Annotated in this window: 16 protein-coding genes; 12 read left to right on the top strand and 4 right to left on the bottom strand. The window is 59.4% G+C overall.

Annotation, left to right across the window (positions count from 1 at the left end):
- The first annotated feature begins 294 nt into the window (after positions 1-294).
- The 7 genes from DXC90_RS07775 (at position 295) to DXC90_RS07745 (ending at position 6,449) form a co-directional block, all read left to right on the top strand.
- The gene (locus tag DXC90_RS07775; RefSeq protein ID WP_117735481.1) at positions 295-1,299 is read left to right on the top strand and encodes a LacI family DNA-binding transcriptional regulator; all 1,005 of its coding nucleotides are present in this window, start codon (positions 295-297) and stop codon (positions 1,297-1,299) included.
- A 214-nt stretch (positions 1,300-1,513) separates the two neighbouring features.
- Entirely contained in the window at positions 1,514-1,852 is a 339-nt protein-coding gene (locus DXC90_RS07770; RefSeq protein WP_055252615.1) for a PTS lactose/cellobiose transporter subunit IIA, read from the top strand.
- A gap of 269 nt (positions 1,853-2,121) precedes the next feature.
- The gene (locus tag DXC90_RS07765) at positions 2,122-3,135 is read left to right on the top strand and encodes a hypothetical protein (RefSeq protein WP_117735480.1); all 1,014 of its coding nucleotides are present in this window, start codon (positions 2,122-2,124) and stop codon (positions 3,133-3,135) included.
- Positions 3,136-3,442: 307 nt separating this feature from the next.
- Positions 3,443-3,871: a galactose-6-phosphate isomerase subunit LacA gene (gene lacA, locus DXC90_RS07760; protein WP_117735479.1), complete on the top strand. Its 429-nt coding sequence runs from the start codon at positions 3,443-3,445 to the stop codon at positions 3,869-3,871.
- Between the two features lie 63 nt (positions 3,872-3,934).
- Positions 3,935-4,459: a galactose-6-phosphate isomerase subunit LacB gene (gene lacB / locus DXC90_RS07755; protein ID WP_117583544.1), complete on the top strand. Its 525-nt coding sequence runs from the start codon at positions 3,935-3,937 to the stop codon at positions 4,457-4,459.
- Positions 4,460-4,578: 119 nt separating this feature from the next.
- Positions 4,579-5,460, top strand: coding sequence for an aldose 1-epimerase family protein (locus tag DXC90_RS07750; protein WP_117735478.1), 882 nt, complete (start codon positions 4,579-4,581; stop codon positions 5,458-5,460).
- A gap of 53 nt (positions 5,461-5,513) precedes the next feature.
- Positions 5,514-6,449, top strand: a complete 936-nt coding sequence (locus DXC90_RS07745) for a hexose kinase (protein WP_117735477.1) — start codon at positions 5,514-5,516, stop codon at positions 6,447-6,449.
- 241 nt (positions 6,450-6,690) lie between these two features.
- Here DXC90_RS07745 and DXC90_RS07740 read toward each other — a convergent pair whose 3' ends face one another.
- Together DXC90_RS07740 and DXC90_RS07735 are read right to left on the bottom strand one after the other, a co-directional pair.
- Positions 6,691-8,319: a UDP-glucose--hexose-1-phosphate uridylyltransferase gene (locus tag DXC90_RS07740; RefSeq protein ID WP_233502251.1), complete on the bottom strand. Its 1,629-nt coding sequence runs from the start codon at positions 8,317-8,319 to the stop codon at positions 6,691-6,693.
- The gene (locus DXC90_RS07735; RefSeq protein WP_117735475.1) at positions 8,310-9,515 is read right to left on the bottom strand and encodes a galactokinase family protein; all 1,206 of its coding nucleotides are present in this window, start codon (positions 9,513-9,515) and stop codon (positions 8,310-8,312) included. Before DXC90_RS07735 ends, DXC90_RS07740 begins: the two co-directional genes overlap by 10 nt.
- Positions 9,516-9,897: 382 nt before the next feature.
- Between DXC90_RS07735 and DXC90_RS07730 the strand changes: the two genes are divergently transcribed.
- Positions 9,898-10,884, top strand: a complete 987-nt coding sequence (locus tag DXC90_RS07730; protein ID WP_117735474.1) for a LacI family DNA-binding transcriptional regulator — start codon at positions 9,898-9,900, stop codon at positions 10,882-10,884.
- Positions 10,885-11,013: 129 nt separating this feature from the next.
- On the top strand, positions 11,014-12,174 hold the full coding sequence (locus DXC90_RS07725; RefSeq protein WP_233502250.1) for an FprA family A-type flavoprotein: 1,161 nt from the start codon (positions 11,014-11,016) through the stop codon (positions 12,172-12,174).
- 65 nt (positions 12,175-12,239) lie between these two features.
- Here the strand turns inward: DXC90_RS07725 and DXC90_RS07720 are convergent, their stop codons facing one another.
- Entirely contained in the window at positions 12,240-13,043 is an 804-nt protein-coding gene (locus tag DXC90_RS07720; RefSeq protein ID WP_117735473.1) for a DeoR/GlpR family DNA-binding transcription regulator, read from the bottom strand.
- Between the two features lie 334 nt (positions 13,044-13,377).
- Between DXC90_RS07720 and DXC90_RS07715 the strand changes: the two genes are divergently transcribed.
- Positions 13,378-14,235 (top strand): class II fructose-bisphosphate aldolase, encoded by an 858-nt coding sequence (locus tag DXC90_RS07715; protein ID WP_022095149.1) that lies wholly within the window; start codon positions 13,378-13,380, stop codon positions 14,233-14,235.
- A gap of 702 nt (positions 14,236-14,937) precedes the next feature.
- On the opposite strand, the gene vsr is transcribed toward DXC90_RS07715, so the two are convergent.
- Positions 14,938-15,927 carry a DNA mismatch endonuclease Vsr gene (gene vsr / locus DXC90_RS07705; protein ID WP_117735471.1) on the bottom strand — a complete coding sequence of 330 codons (990 nt, stop codon included), beginning with the start codon at positions 15,925-15,927 and terminating at the stop codon, positions 14,938-14,940.
- A gap of 249 nt (positions 15,928-16,176) precedes the next feature.
- Between vsr and DXC90_RS07700 the strand changes: the two genes are divergently transcribed.
- On the top strand, positions 16,177-16,962 hold the full coding sequence (locus tag DXC90_RS07700; RefSeq protein ID WP_117735470.1) for an ABC transporter ATP-binding protein: 786 nt from the start codon (positions 16,177-16,179) through the stop codon (positions 16,960-16,962).
- Positions 16,952-19,174 carry an FtsX-like permease family protein gene (locus DXC90_RS07695; RefSeq protein ID WP_117735469.1) on the top strand — a complete coding sequence of 741 codons (2,223 nt, stop codon included), beginning with the start codon at positions 16,952-16,954 and terminating at the stop codon, positions 19,172-19,174. Before DXC90_RS07700 ends, DXC90_RS07695 begins: the two co-directional genes overlap by 11 nt.
- Positions 19,175-19,739 lie beyond the last annotated feature (565 nt).

Genomic DNA, 19,739 nt, shown 5'->3' with positions numbered 1-19,739 from the left:
TGTTGACGTTGCCATTTTGCGACACAAAAAAAGATGTGAATCGGTGGCCCCTGTGCCTGTAGACCGTCGATTCCTTGCGTGTAAACGATTGAGCTGCCCGGTGGCTCTGTGTTTGCACAATGGCAACGTTAACATTTGGGCGACAAAAGCCGTTCGGCGAAGCAGAATTGTCGGTGAACGGTAGGTTTTGGGTGGTAAGCGTATCGTTGGAGAGACGTTGGATATACTTAAATGTGTTCAAAATGACTGCGCAGGATGCCGTCAATGGCATCGTTGACATAGAAAGATCGACCTATGGCCGCTGTTAAAAAATCGGTATCCGTCAAAGATGTGGCGCGCCTCGCGGGCGTCTCGGAGCAGACGGTCTCGCGCACCGTGCACGATTCGCCCAGCGTGCGCCCCGAGACCAAGGAGCGCGTGCGTGCCGCCATGCGCGAGCTGGGGTATCGCCCCAATTTTGCCGGCCGGTCGCTGCGCCGCGGCAAGTTCAAGACGGTCGGCGTCGCCATGTTCAACATTACCGGTACCGGCAACCTCGACCGTATGGAGGGCTTTGCCGCCGCTGCCGACAAACACGGCTATGCCATCACCCTTACTAAAGTAGATGGACACCCCTATACCCTCGAGAGTGCATCGTCGCGTATGAGCGCGCTGCCGGTGGACGGCGTGGTCGTGATCATGAACCGCATGCCGGCGGACTTTGGCACCTTTGAGCCGCTGCCCGGCATGCAGACGGTGCTCGTTACCATGTTGGAGCACCCGCTGTGCTCGACGATCGATAACGACCAGTTCGATTGCTCGCGTCAGGTCGTCGAGTACTTGCTGGGGCAGGGGCACAAGACCGTGCACTTTATCTCGTGCCCCGAGCGCTCGCTTTCGGGCATGCAGCGCGAGGAGGGCTGGCGCGAGACGCTGCGCGCGCATGGTATTGAGCCGCCGCGATTCATTCGTGGCGATTGGACGGCGCAGAGCGGCTATGCTGCCGGTCAGGCTCTGGCAGACGATCCGACCTGCACGGCCATCTATGCCTCCAACGACGCCATGGCCTACGGCTGCATTCGCGGGCTCGAGTCGCGCGGAAAGCGCGTGCCCGAGGACGTGAGCGTGGTGGGTGTCGATGACAGCCTGGGCGACATCGTGTCCGATCGTCGCCTGACCACGGTGCGCTTTGATAACAAGCGTGTCGGCATGTGGGCGGTCGACAAGATCGCCGGCGCCGAGGGGGTTACGCCTGGCGTGGAACACATGCTGATCCCCGGCGTGCTCGTAGCGGGCGATACGGTACGAGAGTTGCGCTAGGGTACGGACCTGTTTGGGTTGCCGCTAATAGTGTTTGATATTGTTCGAATTGGTTTAAAAACCGTTCACGGGTGAAAATCGACCGTTCATAGCTCGAAATTACGTTTTGCATTGTTCTTTTTTGTTTGAATGTTAATGTTTCTGTCATACACAACGCAGCGCGTATGCCCGGACGCGATGCTCTCCATTGGTTCATATGTGAAAGGAACGCAATATGGCAACCAAAGAAGAAATCTCGATGGTTGGATTCGAGATTGTCGCATACGCGGGCGACGCCCAGACCGATCTGCTTGCAGCGCTCGATGCTGCTCGCGAGGGTGATTTTGAGAAGGCCGAGCAGCTGCACAAGGATGCCAGCGATGCACTCATCGGCGCTCACGACACGCAGACCAAGCTGCTGTCGCAGGAGGCCGGCGGCGGCGAGATGGAGATGACCTTCATCATGGCTCACGCTCAGGACACCCTCATGACCACCATGATTCTGGAGAAGCAGGCCCGCTTTACCATCGATGCCTACAAGCGCATCGCCGAGCTCGAGGCCAAGCTCGCCTAACGAGTCCTCACAATCAAGTCCCCTTCCAAAAGCTCTGCCGCAAACCCGCGACAGGGCTTTTTCCGTCCTCCTCTAAGTTGCGGCATCCGGCAGTTGGGGACGTTCCCTATCTGCCGGCAGTTTGGGCCACTCCTTTAGTCATTGGGGACGTTCTTAAACGACTAGTCGTTGGGGACAGTCTTGGGGTGCTCTGCCGCCCTTCCGTTCGGTTTTTCGCTGGGTGGGTATACTTCCATCCGCAATACAGGCCGGACTGAGGAGGTATCCAAATGCCGGATAACGGGTCAATACAAAAAAGAGACGCGCACGAGGTAGCTCATGGGCGTTCTGTCCAGATAACCGAGCACACGACAGTAACCGAGCTGCAGCCCAGCCTGTCCGATGTCGTGTGCGCAAACAAAAAGCTGCAGATTGGCTTTATCGTTGCGCTCGTGGTACTGGCGCTGCTGTTGGGCTTTGTAGCTCGTCCGCATTTCGCCGATACCAAAACTTGGGACTCCACCATCGAGGTTATCGATCAAAAGAAGGGCAACGTTTTGGCGCTCACGACCTCGTGCGTGGCGCTGTCTGCGGGCATTACGGCGCTGCCGGGCGATACGGGAACGCCGGTCGCCGAGCAGCTCGCCCAGCTTTCGGGCAACTTGGGCATTGTGCTTGCCGTGCTCTACCTCGAGAAATATCTGCTGACCATCTTGTGGTCGGTGGGCCTGGGCATCCTGATCCCGTTTGCTCTGGTGCTCTTTGCGGTCTCGCTTGGCATTCACGGACGCTGGAGCACGAGTGCCGTCCTGCGCCGCGTGGCGACCCGCGTGCTGGTAGTCGCCATGATCGGCATGGCGTTGGTGCCTGCAAGCGTGTGGGTATCGCAAAAGGTCGACGAAACGTATCGAGTGAGCATCGAGGCGGCCGAGCAAAAGGCGGCCGACGCTGCAGACGTGGCGGATAGCGACAATTCCAAAGCAAGCAAGAAAAAGACCGAGTCCACAGAGCCCAAGAACGTGCTTGAGCAGCTTGCCGACGGTGCCTCGGGTCTTGTCACATCGGTGACCAGCGGCGCCAAGCAGATGACCGATGAGATTGTGCAGCAGGTGACTGATCTGATCGAAGGCGTTATCGTGATGATCGTGACCTCGTGTGTTATTCCGTTGCTGGTGCTCGCGGCGTTTCTGTGGTTGGGGCACACGCTGCTGGGGATCGATATTTCCGGTCCGGCGAACTACTTAACGGGGCGCTTTCTGAGCGCTCCGTCCAAGCATGCCAAGAAGGGCGGGCAGTCCGTGTAGCTAAAACAGCTGTATAAACCGGGGCATACTGCCGAAGGGCGGCCGAGACGCGTTCTCGGCCGCCCTTTTGTTTGTTGAACACATGGCCGCTACGTCCGCGCCAGACCCAAACGGTCAGCAATCACCCGTGAATGGTATTTGTTCAAAAAAGAACAAAGACAAACAAATAGTTGTTGCAGTTAATGTTCGAATGTGTTCAAATAAACAAGAACAGTGAAGAACCGCACATTCAGATGCCCGGACCTGAACGCGATTCAACACTTCCAAACAGAAACTACGCACCTGCGTATCTCTCAAGGAGGATGTCATGAGGGTTGTAATCGCTTCCGATGCCGACGGTATGTCGATGAAGGAGTCCATCAAGGAGATGCTCATCGCCGACGGTCACGAAGTCGTCGACTATTCCGAGACCCCTGCCGCGGACCTTGTCGATTCCGCGACCGCCGTTGCCAAGGACCTGCTGGAGCACAAGGATTCCCAGGGCTTCGCATTCGATAAGTACGGCGTCGGCTCCTATATGGCTGCCGTCAAGATCAAGGGCATGGTCGTCGCCAACATTTCCGACGAGCGTTCCGCTTACATGACCCGCGAGCACAACGGCTCGCGCATGGTCACCATGGGCCCGGGCGTCGTGGGCACCGAGGTCGCCAAGAAGATCGCCCGCGAGTTCCTGCGCGCCCAGTACGCCGGCGGCCGTCACCAGATCCGTGTCGACATGCTCAACAAGATGGCCTAACGAGAGCCACCGAGAACTCGAACTTCTACCTCAACTTGTGAATTCAGACGAAAGGACGTTCTGATGAAGAAGACCATCGCAATCGGTTGCGACCATATCGTTACGGACGAGAAGATCTATCTGGCCGACCGCCTGGAGCAGGCTGGCTACAAGGTGCTCGACTGCGGCACCTACAGCCACACCCGTACGCATTACCCCATCTACGGCAAGGCCGTGGGCGAGGCTGTTGCCAGCGGCAAGGCCGACTTTGGCGTGGCCCTGTGCGGCACTGGCATCGGTATCACCAACGCTGTCAACAAGGTTCCCGGCGCCCGCTGCGCCCTGGTTCGCGACATGACCTCTGCCCTGTATGCCCGTCGAGAGCTCAACGCCAACATCGTGGGCTTTGGCGGCAAGATCACTGGCGAGTTCCTGATGGCCGACATCATGCTTGCTTTCCTGGAGGAGCCCTACGACAAGACTCCCGAGCACGATGCCCTGATTGCCAAGATCGATGCCTGCAACAAGGCCGATGCCGAGGCTCAGGCCGACCCGCACTTCTTTGACGAGTTCCTCGAGAAGTGGGACCGCGGCGAATACCATGACTAGCGGGTATCCGGCGTAATTTACTAGTCCGTTGACGGCTCGCGTTTCTGTGATGAGGCGCGGGCCGGTTTTCTATCAGCCCTATTGACTTGGCGGGCTGTCGTAAGAAAGGGAAGGCTCCTATGGAGTTTGTTCTTGATAACGGCTTGATTCGTGTGGCGTTGAGCACGGCGGGTGGGTCGTTCACTTCTATTGCGGCCAACGGCCGTGAGTACCTGTGGCAGGGTGACCCGGCGGTCTGGTCGGGCCAGGCACCCATTTGCTTCCCGATCTGCGGCGGCCTTCGTGACGGTCGCGCGATGACCATGGGCGGCCGCGAGGTAAACCTCGACCGCCACGGCTTTGCGCGCAAACAGGAGTGGAAGCTCGAGGAGCAGAGCGACAACATGGCTGCGCTGAGCCTAAGCTCTGCCGACCATGCCGAGTTGCTCGAGCAGTACCCGTATCCGTTCAAGATCGTTGCTCGTTACACGATCGATTCGGAAAAGGTGGCCGTGTCGTACGAGGTGACCAATGAGGGCACCGAGGACATGCCGTTCTTTGTGGGCGGTCACCCCGGCTTTAAGTGCCCGCTCGACGAGGGCGAGTCCTACGACGATTACGAGCTCCGTTTTGAGCAGCGTGAGGCCGCCGAGCTCTGTACTGCCGTTCCCTCGACGGGCCTGATTGATGTTGAGCATCGCAGCAAGAACCCCATGATCGGCCAGAACCTGCCGCTTACCCACGAACTCTTCGACTTCGCGGAGACCATCTTCGACGTGCTCGAGAGCCGCGTGGTTACGCTGACCAAGAAAACCGAGGACAAGGGCGTGCGCCTGACGTTCCCCGATATGCCGTACCTGATTGTGTGGAGCAAGCCCGAGGGCGACTTTGTGGCAATTGAACCGTGGGGTGGCCTGTCCACCTGCTCCGACGAGGACGATATTCTAGAGCACAAGCGTGGCTGCCTGGTGGCCAAGCCGGGGGAGACCGTCACCCGCGGCTTTGAGATCGAGATCCTTTAACGAGCTATCGTATGTTTGGGGTGGGTCATGCCGCCCCGGAACAGGAGTTCAATATGATTCTGACCGTTACCATGAACCCGTCGATTGATACGCGCTATCAGCTCGACAAGCTGATCATCGACGATGTTAACCGTGTGACGCCCGAAAAGACCGCTGGCGGCAAGGGCCTCAACGTGAGCCGCGTGCTGCTGCAGCTGGGCGACGACGTGCTCGCGACCGGTCTGCTTGGCGGCCACATGGGTGCCTATATGGCCGAGCTCATGGATGCCGACGGCGTCAAGAACGACTTTGTGCCCATCGCCGGTGAGACGCGCATTTGCCTGAATATTCTGCACGAGGGTAATCAGACCGAGCTGCTGGAGAGCGGCCCGCAGATCGCCCCGGCCGAGCTCGAGGCCTTTACGGCCAAGTTTGCCGAGCTTGCAGCGAAGGCGGACGTTGTGACGCTTTCGGGCTCGCTGCCGCGTGGCGTCGATGCCGGCTACTATGCCGAGCTCGTCAAGATCGCCGAGGAGGCGGGCACCAAGGTGCTGCTCGATACCTCGGGTGCATCGCTGGAGGCCGCGCTGGAGTCCGACGCCAAGCCCGAGCTTGTGAAGCCCAATCTGACCGAGATCAACGGTCTGCTGAGCACGTCCTTCACGACCGATGATGTCGATGCTCTGCGCGAGGCGCTTGCCGCCGATGGCCGTTTTGCCGGTATTCCCTGGGTTGTCGTTTCGATGGGCGCTGCCGGTTCGGTGGGCTTCCATGAGGGTCGCGCATTCCGCGCCAAGACGCCCGCGATTGCTGCTGTGAACGCGACGGGTTCCGGCGACTCGACCATCGCCGGCTTTGCGCATGCCATTGCTGCTGGTGCCGACGACGTCACGGTGCTCAAGACTGCCAATACCTGCGGCAAGCTCAACGCCATGGACCCCAAGACCGGCCACCTGGTCATGGACCGCTGGGACGAGGTCTACAACAGCGTTGAGGTCGTAGAGTTGTAGCGGTTGCGACTCCTAATAGAATGAGCGTGGATAATCTCCTGCTTTTGGTGCCCATACGAGCTCAAAGTGGGAGATTTTCCACGCTCGAGTCATTAGTCGTTGGGGACGTTCTTGTTTGACTAGTCGTTTAAGAGCGTCCCCAATGACTACACGCAAAAACGGCGCCCGCCGGCGATGTTGCCGGCGGGCGCCGTTGTCTTGAAGACGGAATGATCCGTTTTCCTTCGTCCGAAAGGGATCATTACAGTGAGTCGATAAAGCGCTGCTGGGCGGCGCGGCCGGCTTCGTCCCATTTAAAGACGCCGGCGTTGTCGAGCACGTGGCCAAACACCACGCCGACCTCCTCGTGCAGGATATCGATGGCGTTGTCCGCCGTAAGCTCGTCGGCGCGGCGGGCATAGACATCCTCGGCCCATGCGGCGTGGCTGCGGCAAAGACTATCGCCCTCGAGCGCGCCGGCAAGGTCGTAGCTGGCATCGGTCTTGGTCGCCAGCAGGTGCTCGCGGACAGCACCGAGCTCGGGAACCAGGCGCGGCGGAAGAATGGCGAGACCCATAACCTCGATCAGGCCGATGTTCTCCTTCTTAATGTGGTGATACTCGGCATGCGGGTGGAACACGCCCAACGGATGCTCGTCGGTCGTGATGTTGCAGCGAAGCGCCAGGTAGGCCTCGTAGATTTTGCCGCCGGCATTGCCGCGGGAGTCGACGCGGCGGATGACGGGTGTCACTGTGTTGTGCGCCATGCCATCGGCTGTGTGCGCGATGACGCCCACAGACTCATCGGTCCACTCGCGCCAGGCGAGGATAATCTTCTCGGCAGCGTCGAGCAGCTGAGCGCGGTCATGCGAGCGCAGGCGAAGCACCGAAAGCGGCCACTGCAGCACAGCACCCGTAACGCTGTCAAAGCCGGGCACGCTAAACTGCAAGACCTCGGCGGCATGCATCATGGGGAACTCGTGCGCGCCGCCCTGGAAGTGGTCGTGCGACAGAATCGAGCCGCCCACGATGGGCAGGTCGGCGTTGGAGCCAATAAAGTAGTGCGGGAACAGGTCCACAAAGTCGAGCAGGCACGTCAGGCCCTTGCGGTCAACGTGCATCGGGCGATGCTCGGAGCTCATGGCAATGCAGTGCTCGTTAAAGTACGCGTACGGGCTGTACTGGAAGCCCCAGCGATCGCCATTGAGCGAGATGGGGATAATGCGCAGGTTCTGGCGTGCAGGATGAGCGCCGCCGTCGGCTGCGGCGGAGCGTCCGGGGTAGCCCTCGTTTTCGATGCAGAGCTGGCAGGCGGGATACTTTTCGCCCGTGTTCTTGGCGGCACCTGCCGCGGCGATATCGCGCGGGTCCTTCTCAGGCTTGGACAGGTTGATGGTTATCTCGAGATCGCCCCAGTTGGTGGGGGTGCTCCATTTGATGTTGCGCGCGATGGCGGCACGGCGCACGTAGCCGGCGTCGCAGCACAGGCCGTAGAACCAGTCGGTCGCGGCGCGGGGCTCGTTGACGCCCATGCGGCCGTTGAACTCCTCGTTTACAACCGAAGGCCTCGGCATGAGCATACCCATGATGCGCATGGCGATGCGGTCGCGCCCCGATGCCGTGTCCTCGGCAGCACCGTTGGCAACGGCGGCCTCGGCAAGCGCGGCGAGCGTGCCCTCCAGGTCAAAGTCGGGCAGGGTATCGGGGTGCAAGAGCGAAATCTTCTCGGTCTTGAGCGCCCAAGCCATGTCGAGTGCGGGGCCCGTGGCGCCGATGCACTCCAAAATGGTGTTGTAGGCCCAGATGCGATCGTCCTGTCCGATCATCGATCGATGGATGGCATACTCAATCAGGCCCTGCGCGGCCTCGCGCACGTCGGTCATTACAGCCATGCCGCGTAAGCCCCCTTGTCAGAAATTGCGTAGTGGCGGGCAGAGCCCTCGCCCAGCCAGCCGTTCATCTTGGCAATGAAGGTGTCGACCAGGTCGAGCGGCACGAAGGCCTGGATGGTGCCACCAAAGCCGCCACCGTGAATGCGAACGGCGCCGCGGCCGTCGAGCACGTGCTCGGCCAGCGCCAGGGCATACATGGAAGGCTGCTCAGATCCCAGCTTGGCAACGACATTCTGCAGGTACATGGCGGAGCTGGCGCCGGACTCGCGCGTCAGGACCAGGAACTGGTCGATGTCGCCGGCGTTAAGGGCCGCCCAACGCTTATCGACCAGGCCGTTTTCGTACCAGTAGTGAACGGCGCGCAGGCAGGCACGGTCGCCCAGCTTGGCGCGCAGCTCGGGGAGCTTGGCGTCAAAATCGGCAACGTTTACCTCGCACAGGCGTGCCTTGCCAAACTCGGCGGCGACGTCTTGCATCTCGCGCGGAACGGCGGCGTAGTCGTCGGTGGCGGCCACGTGGTCGGCGCCGACCTTAACGAGCACGAGCGCATAGCCGTGATCTTCAAAGTTGAGTTCGAGCTTCTGGGTCTTAGGCTGAGCCTGATCCTCAAAGTCCATGTAGGCAAGGCCGCCCAAGCACACGGCGGCCTGGTCCATAAGGCCGCAGGGCTTACCGTAGTAATTGTTCTCGGTGCGCTGGCTCATCTGGGCGAGCGCGACAGGCTCGATGGCGGGCGCTCCCCAGAGCGTCTCCATGGCACGACCGTATGCCGCCTCGACAGCAGCGGAGCTCGAAAGACCGCCGCCCGAGGGGACGGAGCAGGTGAAGGCGAGGTCGAAGCCCTGGGGCTCAACGCCCAGAGCAGCGATTTCGTGGGCCATGCCGCGGACGAGGCTCGCGGACGTGCCCTTCTCGGACTCCTGAACGTCTAGCGTGTCGAGCGCGATCTCAAACGTGGGATAGCCTTCGTCGGCAACGCGGACCTTGTTGGAATCAGTTGCCACGGCGATGCCGTCGACGGCGACATCGAGCGAGCCGGCGATAACGTGGCCGCCCTCGTGGTCGGTGTGGTTGCCGCTGATCTCGGAGCGGCCGGGCGCGTGCACATAGAGCACCTGGCGATCGCCGATGGGGCCAAACTCATCCTCGAACAGCTTGGTGAGTGTGGCGAGTGTCTTTTCGTCGGGAGCGGTCATGAGGGTCCTTTCCTTGGCGCATACTGACGAGCTTTGCGTCGTAGTGAGTACGTTAACAATCTGAAGCGGCGTAAATTCAGCATCTACGATGCCGCACGTTACGGGCTATGTTAACGTACTCATAACACAACACTTATCACTTTTTGAGAATCTGGTAATCGGTAGAAATTCAGCCGTGAACGGTATTGCCGTATGGACTTATAGAGCAGAAGAGTTGCGGATTGAAAAGTAGAGTACGTTAGCATGCGTCCGACGATAGCGGGCTTCGGCGCGGGGTGTGTTTCTGCCCGGGCCGGCATGCACGCTATTCAGATCTCGCAAGGGTGAAGGTGATCCTGTGGCAAGGCGCCCGTCCAACGATACAGGTACGCGTCCGGTCTCCATGGCCGACGTCGCCCGCGCTGCTGGCGTTTCGCAGCAGACGGTTTCGCGCGTCGCCAACGGCTTGCCCAACGTTAACGAACAGACGCGCCAGCGCGTGCAGGCCGCCATGCAAGAGCTCGGCTTTCGTCCGAGTTATGCCGGTCGCTCGCTGCGCGACGGCCGCTACCATTCGGTCGGTCTGTGCGTCAACGATGTCACCAAGTTCGGTAACCTGACGATGATCGACGGCATTGCCAGTGCGGCCCGTGAGCGCGGTTGCGCCATCACGCTGGTCGAGATGTCCAAGACCGAGGAGTTTTCGCTTGCCGAGGCCACGCGTCGTATGGCTGCATTGCCGGTGGACGGCATCATCATCGGCATGAGTCGCATGGCGCCCGATTTTGAGTCGTTTGATCCACTGCCGGGCATTGGCACGGTTATCGTCACCATGTATGCGCATCCGCGCGTGACCACGGTCGATTCCGATCATTACGGCTGCTCGCTGCTGCTCATGGATCACCTGTTTGAGCTGGGGCACGAGCAGATTCGCTATATTGGTGGCCCGTCGTTCTCAGTCGACGAACAGTTTCGTCGCGCCGGCTGGCAGGATGCACTCGAGCGTAAACACATCGAGCCGGTAGAGCCGCTCGAGGGTGACTGGTCTGCCAACAGCGGTTACGAGGCCGGCAGGTACCTGGCCGAGCACGACCGCACCATGACGGCGATTTACGCGGCAAACGACCAGATGGCAAACGGCGCCATCGCCGCGCTGCGCGATAGCGGCTTGCGCGTGCCCGAGGACGTGAGCGTGGTGGGCGTCGATGACTCACTCGACGACTTTGTCGCGCATAACGAGCTCACGACCGTTCGATTCGACTTGCATCAGCGCGGACGAGAGGTGTTTGAGCATGCGGTTCCCGAGGCGGGTGCGGCGGGCAAAACCGTTGCCATTCGTATTCCCGGCCAGCTTATCGTTCGACATAGTACGGCGGCACCGCGCGCATAGTTTCCGCAGGTCAACGGTGATATGTTGAACATCAATAACAATCGATAAGGATGCCGGCAGATGGCTGTTGGGATGCAGCCGAGTGCTATGATAGACGGGTTCTTTTGTCTATCTAGGAGGTTTTGCCTGATGGAGATCACCAAGGATATCCGCTACATCGGCGTCGACGACCACGACATCGACCTGTTCGAGGGCCAGTACGACGTGTCCGAGAACGGTATGGCATACAACAGCTACGTTATCTTGGGCGAAAAGATCGCTGTCGCCGATTCGGTCGACGCTGGCTTTGTCGACGAGTGGCTCGGCAACCTCGAGGCCGAGCTCGATGGCCGTACGCCCGACTACCTGGTCGTCCATCATATGGAGCCCGATCACTCCGCCGGCATTGCCGCCTTTATGGAGCGCTATCCCCAGGCACAGATCGTGGCAAGCATGGGCGCCTTCCGCATGATGGTCAACTTCTTTGGCACCGATTTCCCCGAGCGCAAGATGGTCGTCAAAGAGGGCGATGTGCTCGACCTGGGCGGCCACAGCCTAACGTTTGTTGGCGCCCCCAACGTTCACTGGCCCGAGGTGCTCTTCTCCTACGAGGCCACCGACAAGGTGCTCTTTAGTGCCGACGGCTTTGGCAAGTTTGGCGCCAACGACATCGAGGATCCTGAGGGCTGGGCCTGCGAGGCGCGCCGTTACTACTTTGGCATCGTGGGAAAGTTCGGCAAGTTTGTGCAGGCCGTGCTCAAGAAGGCCGCCGATCTGGACATTCAGATTATCTGCCCGCTTCACGGCCCCGTGCTGACCGAGAACCTGGGCTACTACCTCGACACCTACAACACCTGGTCGAGCTATCAGCCCGAGGACGACGGCATCACGATTGCCTACGCGAGCGTGTACGGCCATCTGAAGGCCGCCGTTGAGGAACTCGCATCCGCGCTTGAGGCTCGCGGCCAGAAGGTTTCCGTCTTTGATCTGGCTCGCGACGACATGGCCGAGGCCGTTGAGGATGCGTTCCGCTATGACCGTCTGGTACTCGCTTCCATCACCTATCAGGGCGAGATCTTCCCGTTTATGAGCACCTTCATCCACACGCTCGCCGAGCATGCCTACCAGAACCGCACGGTGGCGCTTGTCGAGGCCGGCTCTTGGGCGCCCGCTGCTGCCAAGGTTATGACCAAGGAGCTCGAGGGCATGAAGGACATCACCCTGACGCAGAACAAGGTGACCGTCCTAGGCTCGCTCAACGACACCTCGCGTGCACAGATCGAAGCCCTCGCCGACGAGCTTTCCAAATAGCGATATTTCGCTTTTAACGCTCAAACCACCACAAAGGGGACAGGCACCTTTGTGGTGGTTTTTGTTTACACGCTGGCGATGATGAGGTTCGGGCGTTCGTCATCGGCAATCTCGGCGATTGAGGTGGCAACGGCATGGTCGGGGTCGCAATCCATCATGACGGTGTCGACATCGGTCAGTTCGGCAAAGCGATACATGCCGCGTCCGTTGACCTTGCTGGCGTCCATGAGGGCGGCGCTTTGACGGGCTGCGGCGATCATGGCCGTTTTGGTCTCGGCCATCTGAGGAAAGTCAGTCGTAAAGCCGCAGCGGGGGACAAAGGCGCCGGGGCATATGACGGCAAGGTCTGCGTGAACCGTTTGAAGTGCCTGCATGGTGAGCGGGCCATATAGATAGCGATGGCCTTTGCGCAGTGCCCCTCCCAGCATGACGACGTCGACCGAGGGCATGCTCTCGTCGATGTAATCGGCGATGGTGATGTCTGCGGTAATGACGGTGATGCCGTCGCGCTTGTCGAGCAAGCGGACAAATTCGAGTGCCGTGGTGCCCGAGTCGACGAGCAGCGTGTCGCCGTCGCTGACGAGTGCAACGGCGCTTTGCGCGATGGCCTGCTTGGCGGCGACATTGACATTGATGCGCCGGTCCTGCGTGGAGACGGTCAGGCGCTTGTGGAGTGAGACGGCACCGCCGTGCGTGCGGCGCAGTTTGCCAGCCTCGGCGAGCGCGTCCAGATCGGCGCGGGCCGTGACGGAGGATACGCCAAAGGTCTGGGCGATTTCTGCTACCTGCACCGAGGCATTGTGCTCGAGCATCTCCATGATGGCGGCACGGCGTTCGTCGGCGAAGGCGCGGTTTGTTGCGTGGGCCATTGCTGCTCCATTCTCGGCAATTTTTGCAGGAATTGTGTTGAGTCTATTTTCTTTCATTTTCTTTTTGAGTAAGAAAACACCTTTCGATTACTTATCTTTTCTATAAAAGAAAGCCACTCGACGCTCAAAACTCAATATCGAACACGTGCGCTCGGCACAAAACCCTTCCGTTTGCTTTTCAAAAATGAAGGCTCGACCTCGCGCGACGGCACCATCTCACGCATCCAAAGCCGCTGAATTTCATACAATGGGCGCAGCAAAACGCAAGGTAAACCGCCTTGCGGACACGTACGCCCGATGTCCAGATGCGGGCGAGGGAGAGGAGCAAACGCTCATGGCACTTGTTACCACCGAAAAGATGCTCAAGGACGCTCAGGCCGGCCACTACGCCGTCGGTGCGTTCAACGTCGAGAACCTCGAGTTTGTTATGGCCGTTCTGGCCGCTGCCGAGGAGACCAAGTCCCCCGTCATCATGCAGACCACCCCGGGCACCATCAAGACCGCTGGTCTGGACTACTTCTACGGCATGGTCAAGGCTGCCGCCGAGCGCGCTTCCGTGCCCGTTGCCCTGCACCTCGATCACGGCGATGGCTATGACCGCTGCATGCAGGCTTTCCGCACGGGCTACACCTCCGTCATGATCGACGGTTCGCACGAGTCCTTCGAGGACAACATTGCCCTGACCAAGTCCGTCGCCGACGCTGGCCGCGCTATGGGCGTGCCCGTCGAGGCTGAGCTTGGCAAGGTTGGCGGCAAGGAGGACGACGGCCCCGCGGTTGAGGGTGAGAGCCCCTACACCGATCCGGCCGAGGCCAAGGAGTTCGTCGAGCGCACTGGCTGCACCTCCCTCGCTATTGGCGTTGGCACCAGCCACGGCGTGTACACGAGCGATCCGCACATCGAGCAGTCCGTGGTCAAGGCCATCCGCGACGCCGTCGACGTGCCGCTGGTTCTGCACGGCACCTCCGGTGTGCCCGATGAGCAGGTTGCCGAGGCTGTGAAGAACGGCATCTGCAAGGTTAACTACGCCACCGAGCTGCGTCAGGCCTACACCAAGGGCTTCATGGCCTACATGGCCGAGAACCCCGCCTGCTTCGATCCCAAGAAGCCGGCCAAGGAGGGTATGCGTGAGATCACCGAGCTGGTTAAGATCCGCATGACCAACCTCAACTCCGTGGGCAAGGCGGAGTAACAGCAAGGGTACTCCGACTCGCTACATATCCCGGGGAGGGACGAGGGCTTAGCTCCCCAATCGTCCTCGGGCATGCAAAAAGCCTCGCTGCGCACTTCGTGCGGCGAGGCTTTTTGCCCCCTGCGGAAAGATTGGGGAGCTAAGCCCTCGTCCCTCCCAGGTTAACCTACTCGAGGTCGTCGCCCTTGTGGCGTTGGGCGGAAAATTGGAGCGTTAGGGCTACTTTGTTGATGGGGGGCTAGTATGCCCGGGCTTGCTTGGGGAAGGTTTTGTCTAGGGATGCTTGGAGCTTTTCGAACGATGCTTGCAAGTTGAGATTCTGATTGGTTGAGCGTTTGGCTTTTGTGGTGGGGGAGTCGAGGAGACCGTCTCTCTGTGTCGGGGGGAAGGAGAAAAGGTCTGCATGTGTTAGGGATGGCTGCTGTGCTGCGTCATTGGAAGAATGCATGCTTATGCGGCCTCCTCGATGTCCACCAAAAGATTGCGCGCGGGGTGTGCTGCTAGGTCCCGTGCGTTGGCAGTATTATGCCGCGGCCGTCGCAAAGAAGCGCTAAAGAAAGGCTTAATGAGGTTTGGCGTTACGATGAAACCGCAGGTCAGAGGTATCGAGTAACACTCTTGAAAGGTTTTGGGCTTAAGGGCTTTCTAAGGTTTGTGACGTGGATGTGGCTCGCCTGTGTGGGGTGTGTGGACGGCTCGTTCCTAGCGCTGCGGCTCTGCGGCGCGCACCCGCTCGATGACCTTTTCCATCGTGGCGTCGATGCGGTCTTTTTTGAGATCGCATTCCCAGATGGTTATGGACGTCCAGCCCATTTGAGTGAGTGCTGCCACGGCAGCGCGGTCGCGCTCGACGTTGCGACGGAACTTTGCCTCCCAAAACTCAACATTGCGTTTTGGCTGGCTCGGATTGCACTTAGGGCAGCGATGCCAAAAGCAACCGTTGACAAAGATGGCGATCTTGCGGCCGGGGAAGGCGATGTCGGGCTTGCCGGGAACCTTCCATTCCAAGCGATAACCCGTAAGGCCCGCTGCGCGCAGGCGCTGGCGAACGAGCAGCTCGGGTTTGGTGTTTGCACGCTTGTTGCCCTTCATGGACTTTTTGATGGCAGCGCGACGGCGCACCAGTTCGCGCTCGTCGGCGGAAAGGTCCGAGGTATCGATGCCGTCGAGCAGACCGGGCTTGGGACGCTTTTTGCTGCGGCGCCTAGGTGCGCGCTTGGGCTTGGAAGCGGGCTCGTCGGTCGTGGGGGCCTCGGTGTCGTTGGCAGTGCTGTTGGCCTTAAGCCGATCTTCCTTCAGCTCAATCAGGGCATCAATGAGCCCCTTGTCGGCGGGCATCCATTCCACCGTGGCAAGCGAGGTGCGCGGAATCCAGCGGATATCGAGCTGGCGGTCGTGCTTCTGAGGCTCATCGGATTCATCGGCGAGCGAGCAGTAGTAGCACTCCATTGAGAGGTGGAAATCTGGGTAGTCATACTCAACGGTGTAGAAGTCACGCAGGTTGGTGACTTTGACCTGCAGCTCTTCCATGAGCTCGCGGCGCACGGCGTCTTCAGGTGTCTCGCCGCGCATGAGCTTACCACCCGGGAACTCCCAAAGTCCCTGCATGTCGCCGTAGCCGCGCTGCACAGCAAGTAGCTCGTCAGATCCATCCTTGCGAATGATCCCAGCGGCAACATGAACAGTCTTCAACAGGAGTCCTCTCTCAACATCATTACATGACGGGGTAGTCTTTTTGGGACGGGGCTTTTTTAGCTGCCCTATGTCAAATGCGCCCTCATGCCTCAAAAGCTTCGGATGGGGCAGCTAAAAAAGCCCCGTCCCAAAAAGACTACCCTTACCTTACGCAACGGTAAGGCAAGCGTAAGCCATATCGATGGTAGCCGACTCGGCTTCTTGCGACTATAGATGCCGTAGACTAATCGCAAGAAAGGACTCGGTATGCAAACCACGCAAACGGCAACCCCGGTACTGGAGGTCGCGCATCTCGAAAAGGTATATGGAGCGCTGGGCAACGTGACCCGCGCGCTCAACGACGTCAGCTTTACCGTCAACCGTGGCGAATTCGTCGGCATCATGGGCGCCTCGGGCTCGGGCAAGTCGACGCTGCTCAACTGCGTGTCGACCATCGATAGCGCCACGAGTGGCACCATCCGCATCAACGGCCAGGACGTGACGCGCATGAAGCAGGCCAAGCTTTCGCAGTTCCGCCGCGAGGAGCTTGGCTTTATCTTCCAGGACTCCAACCTGCTCGATACGCTCACGGCGCGCGAGAACATCGCCCTGCCGCTCACCATCGCCCGTATGAACTCGGCGGAGATCTCGACCCGCGTGCAGGATGTGGCTGCGCGCCTGTCCATCAGCCAAGTGCTCGACAAGTACCCCTACCAGATGTCCGGCGGCCAGCAGCAGCGCGTTGCCGCCTGCCGCGCGCTCGTCACCGACCCCACCATGATCATGGCCGACGAGCCCACCGGCGCCCTCGACTCCAAGAGCGCCCGCCTGCTGCTCGAGAGCCTGGAGGCCCTCAACCGCCGCCTGCGCGCCACGGTGCTCATGGTTACGCACGATAGCTTTGCCGCCAGCTACACGAGCCGCGTGTTGTTTATCCGCGACGGCAAGATCTTCACAGAGCTGCGTCGCGGCGACACCGACCGCCGAGAGTTCTTCGACCGCATTATGGAGGTCGTTGCCATGATGGGCGGTGAGGGCTCCGATGCTCTGTAAACTCGCTTGGGGCAACGTCCGCCGCGCCGGCCGCGACTACCTCGTCTACCTTTTGACGCTCACCCTGGGCGTCACGGTCTTCTATGCCTTTAACACCATCTCGATGCAGGTCGACATCGCCGGAATTGATGAAGAGGGCTTGGCGCAGGTTATGGGCAGTATGCTCGGCGACCTGACGTACTTTTTGGCCGGTGTCATGGCCTTTTTGATGGTGTACGCCAATAACTTCATCATGAAACGCCGCAAAAAGGAGTTTGGCCTGTACCAGGTGCTCGGCATGGGGCGCGGGCGCGTCGCCACGATCATGGCGCTCGAGACCGTGATCGTTTCGGTCGGCGCCTTCGTCGCTGGCATTATGCTGGGTGTGGGGCTCTCCCAGCTCATGACGTTCTTTACCGCCTCGCTCTTTAAGACGCAGATCGCTAATTTCCACTTCTTTTTCTCGGTGCATGCGTTCAACCTGACCCTTGCCTGTATGCTCGTAATGTTTGTGCTCACGCTACTGCTGAACCTCCGCGCCGTGCGTCGTACCAAACTCATCGAGCTTATGGGTGCCGAGCGTCGCAACGAGACCATCAAGACACGCAACCCCTGGATCGCGATTGCCATCTTTGCCGTGGGTGTGGTGCTGGTGGGCGTGGCCTATTACCGCCTGTTGCGCGATGGGTTCCCGCTCACCGCGACGGAGGGTAAGCTGCAGGAGGCCATGAATCAGTTTGGTATCACCACGGCCATGGTTACGGTGGGCACCTTTGCCCTGTTCTGGGGTCTTTCGGGCATGCTCATCAAACTGCTGCAGAGCCTGCGCAGCGTGTATTGGCGCGGCCTCAATATGTTTACCGTGCGTCAGCTTTCGGCCAAGGTCAATACGGTGTGCTTTTCGATGGGCGTCATCGCAATGATCTTGTTCTTGGCCATTACCTCGGTGACGTGCGGTATGTCGATTGCCAATGTGATGAACGAAAACCTGGAGCGCTATAACCCTGTTGACGTGTCTCAGACGTATGTCTATTACACGCCCGATACGCTCGACTACTACAAAGAGTACGTCAATCCGTCTGAGGCCGATCGCATGGTGCTGGCCGATAGTACGGTCGATTTGTACTCCGCATGGCACGGCGATCCATGGCACGGCGATCGTAAGGACAAGTCGGCGGACAACAACGACGAGACCGGCAAGAAGGTCAATATCGCCGATGTTGCCGGTGAGCATGTGCAGATCGATTCGTATCTGAGTTACCCGCTTGGCGGCTCGAATCCTTCGGTGATCCCAAGTGAGATGTGCAAGACCATGGGCGAAAAGCTCCCCAAGGCGTTCGAGGGCAGCAACGCCGACATGACAGGCCTGTCTGTGACGCCGGCAAGTCAGTACAACAAATTGCGCCAGATGATGGGCGAGGAGCCGGTGAGCATTGGCCGCGACCAGTACTTGCTTACGTGTGATATGGGCGGTGAGCTGGTCGACCTGTACACCAAGTATATGGCTGGCGGCCATGCCCTTACCTTGGGCGGGCATACGCTCAAGCCCGCAACCGATAAGTCGGACGAGGACACGGCGGCCATCGCCAACTCGGCGATGGGCAGTAACGGGGGTACCGTCGTCGTTGCCGACGAGCTGTTGTCCCAACTCAATCTGCAGCCGTATTCCAGTAGCCTGCTCGTTAACTACAAACAGGGGATGGATACGACCGAGGCAGACGAGAGTATTAAATACACTGTGCTCGACAATCTGCTCGTTGACGGCAAGGAGCCGGGATCGTGGGGAATCTTCATCACACGCTCCGAGATGTACGCGCAAGCAGCGCAAATGAACGGTCTTATTAGCTACCTAGCCATCTACATCGGCTTTGTATTGGTCGTTGCATGCGCGGCGATTCTGTCGATCCAGCAACTCTCCAACGTGGCCGACGGCAGCCGCAGCTATCGTGTGCTGGCACAGATCGGCTGCGACGACCGCCAGATTCGCCATTCGGTGATGGCGCAGCAAGCGGTATTCTTCCTGTTCCCGCTGGCAGTGGGCTTGGCGCACTCCTTTGTGGCGCTCAAGGTGATCATCGAGCTGGTGAGCATCTTTGGCAACATGAGCATCGGTGGCACGGTGGGCCTTACCTGTGCGATTTTCCTGGCAGCCTACGGCGGCTACTTCCTGGTGACCTACCTCATGAGCGCTGGCATGGTGCAAGCTGCCATCGCCACCCGCTACAGCGAGTAACAAGCGGGTAAAACCATCGCAAAGCCACTGCGAACAACCGCTGCGGAGGGAGTCGGACTCCCTCCGCAGCGGTTTTTTGTCTATCGGATGCCTTTCAGATGCAAGTGAGTAGACTTTTTTGGATTTGCCGAGCACATCGCGACAAATGCGCGGTATAACCGCAGGTCAGCGCTGTGGCGTTTTGGGGCGTGCTTGGCCTCCTGCAAAAAGTCTACTCACTTGGTTTTGCTGTTAGAAAGCCGCCGCAAGGGAAAGCGGCTCCGTTGACGTTTGCCCAGATAAAACCCGCCAAAATAAACCTGTCCCTTTTTGGCAGGTTATCGCTTCCAAAAGTGGAGGATCAGGGTGGCGCCTTTTTGCGGAAGGGGCACATTGATTAATTCGGGTAACAGTTTTTTACGCCGGGGACGATGTTAAAATAGCCTAAATGCTATCTAGGAGCTTTGATTTTATGGCAACTGAGGCGGCTACCCTACAAAACGTGACGCGCTCGTTCCTCTGGCATCCAATTATGTTGTTTATAGGGCCTTGATTATCAACTTTATCCGAACACCTCCCACATTCA

This window comes from Collinsella sp. TF09-1AT, assembly GCF_003436895.1.
Classification (GTDB): Bacteria; Actinomycetota; Coriobacteriia; order Coriobacteriales; family Coriobacteriaceae; genus Collinsella.
Note: the sequence above shows the minus strand (reverse complement) of the source record. Positions and strands in the feature narration are given on the sequence as shown.